The 2,164-nt window shown below is 70.1% G+C and carries 2 protein-coding genes and 1 pseudogene; all 3 read right to left on the bottom strand.

What is annotated here, in order from left to right; genetic code table 11:
* Positions 1-723: DUF2637 domain-containing protein (locus AOK03_RS39520; RefSeq protein ID WP_157869226.1), on the bottom strand; the 723-nt coding region annotated here is incomplete at its 3' end.
* A gap of 192 nt (positions 724-915) precedes the next feature.
* Positions 916-1,785, bottom strand: a complete 870-nt coding sequence (locus AOK03_RS39515) for a DUF3558 family protein (RefSeq protein WP_055570158.1) — start codon at positions 1,783-1,785, stop codon at positions 916-918.
* 144 nt (positions 1,786-1,929) lie between these two features.
* Positions 1,930-2,164: pseudogene (locus AOK03_RS39510) on the bottom strand (DUF3558 domain-containing protein); the annotation flags it as partial.

The raw sequence follows: 2,164 nt of genomic DNA, 5'->3' as shown, positions 1-2,164 counted from the left end.
GGCCGAGGGCGTCGGGGCGGGCGGGAGCAGGACCGGTTCGATGCCCGCGGCCGCGAGGCCCGCCGGGGCGGTCTCGGCGAGCGGCACGCCGAAGCGCGCGAGACGCAGCGGCATCAGCGACTCGACGGGTGCCTTGCGGCGCCAGGAGCGGCCGAACCGGGCCTGCAGGCGCGCCTGGTAGACGAGACGGTCCTGTTCGAGCTTGATGACCTGCTCGTAGGAGCGCAGCTCCCACAGCTTCATGCGGCGCCACAGCTTGAACGTCGGGATGGGGGAGAGCAGCCAGCGGGTGAGGCGCACGCCCTCCATGTGCTTGTCGGCGGTGATGTCCGCGATCCGGCCCACCGCGTGCCGCGCCGCCTCGACGGCGACCACGAAGAGCACCGGGATCACCGCGTGCATGCCCACGCCCAGCGGGTCGGGCCAGGCCGCCGCGGCGTTGAACGCGATCGTCGCCGCCGTGAGCAGCCACGCCGTCTGGCGCAGCAGCGGGAAGGGGATGCGGAGCCAGGTCAGCAGGAGGTCCAGGGCGAGCAGCACACAGATGCCCGCGTCGACGCCGATGGGGAAGACCACCGAGAAGCCGCCGAACCCCTTCTCCTCGGCGAGCTCGCGCACGGCCGCGTACGACCCCGCGAAGCCGATCCCGGCGATGACGACCGCTCCGGCGACGACCACTCCGATGAGTATCCGGTGCGTGCGTGTCAGCTGCATCGCGGCCACCCGCGAACCCCTCCCTGTGCAAGGCCTGTGTCGGCTAGTGGCGGCTTGAGATGCCGTCCCGGCGCCGGTATTGCGAGCGACAGCCTGGCACATACGTGCGGAAGGCTGTGTGCCGGTACGTCAGAAGCCCGGCCCGTGAGGGGCCGGGCTCCTTCAACTTGCCTGGTGAGGGCGCGAGTTGACCGACGAGCGTCAGGACTTGCTGCTGTCGCTCTTCTTCTTGTCGTCGGCCTTGGCGTCGTCCGACTTCTTGTCGTCGGCCTTCTTGTCGTCCGCCTTCGGCTTGTCGCTCGCGTCGGACGAGGCCTCGCCACCGCCCTTGTTGGCCGCGACGACCGCGTCGGCGGCCTCCTTCGCGGCCTTCTGCGCGTCCTTGCTCAGCTTGCCGGCGTCCGGGGCCTCGTCGCCCGCGAGGCCCGCGCCGTTGAAGTCGACGGTGATGACGGCGTTCTCCACGCGCGTCACGAACGTCTGCTGCTTGAAGGTGTCCTTGTCCTTCTTCAGGTCGTACCGCACGAGCGTCGCCTGCTGGCCGACGCCCTGCACCGGCTCCGCCTTGACGCCCTTCGCGTCCTTCGTCGCCTGGGCGTCGGAGACCTGCTTGGCGAAGCTGTCCTGCGCGCGCTTCGCACCGCTGCCGAGCGAGGGGTCCGACTCGAAGCGCATCAGCGAGACGCGCAGCCAGCGGAACTGCGAGCCGTCCACGCCGTTGTTGTCGAGGCTGTCCCAGGAGCAGCTGCCGCGCAGCGCCGTGTCGCTGGACGTGCCGGCCTTGCCGGACTTGTCCTTCGCCTTCGGCACGAGGTCCTCGAGCGTCTTCTTCGACAGGACGTCGCAGGGCTCCGGAAGCTTGGCGTAGGCGGCCTTCTCCACGCTCGCGGCCTTGTCGCCGGACTTGGCCGAGGCGGAGGCCTTGGCGCCCGAGTCCTTCTTCGCCCCGTCGGATCCGGAGTCGGAGCCGGAGTCGGAGGAGCAACCGGCGACGAGGATCACCGGTACGGCGGCCGCGCAGACGAGGAGGCGGCTGCGGAGCTGTCGCTTTCGCTGTGCAGGTCGGTGCATGGTTCCTTCACTCTGTTCGTCTCGTGACGTCCAGTTCGTCTCGTGACGTCGTCGGGTCCGGGGGGCCACGGTACGCGCATGGGACGGCGGACGACTCCGCTTCACGGGACCTGAGGCCCCGCTTCGGCCCGCTTCGGCCGCCCGTTACTCGTTGAACTCTCCGGCCAGCATGTCGGCCAGTTCCTGCGCTTTGTCCTGCATTTCCTTGCTGTCGGGGACGTCCGTGCGGCGGCCGGGCTGCTCGTCGTACTCGATGGTCACGATGACGTTCGACGTGCGGAACACCACAGTCACGGTGCGGTGACGGGAGGCCGAGGCGGCGGTGGTGAGGGCGTCGTCGAGGAAGGCCTCGTCGCCGAGGTCGGGGAGGGTGCGGGGC

The sequence above is a fragment of the Streptomyces atriruber genome (assembly GCF_001418325.1).
Classification (GTDB): Bacteria; Actinomycetota; Actinomycetes; order Streptomycetales; family Streptomycetaceae; genus Streptomyces; species Streptomyces atriruber.
This window is presented reverse-complemented; position numbering and strand designations above follow the sequence as displayed.

Coding starts and splice junctions, on each gene's coding strand:
- AOK03_RS39515 (WP_055570158.1), bottom strand. CDS start 1,785: ATGCACCGACCTGCACAGCGAAAGCGACAGCTCCGCAGCCGCCTCCTC.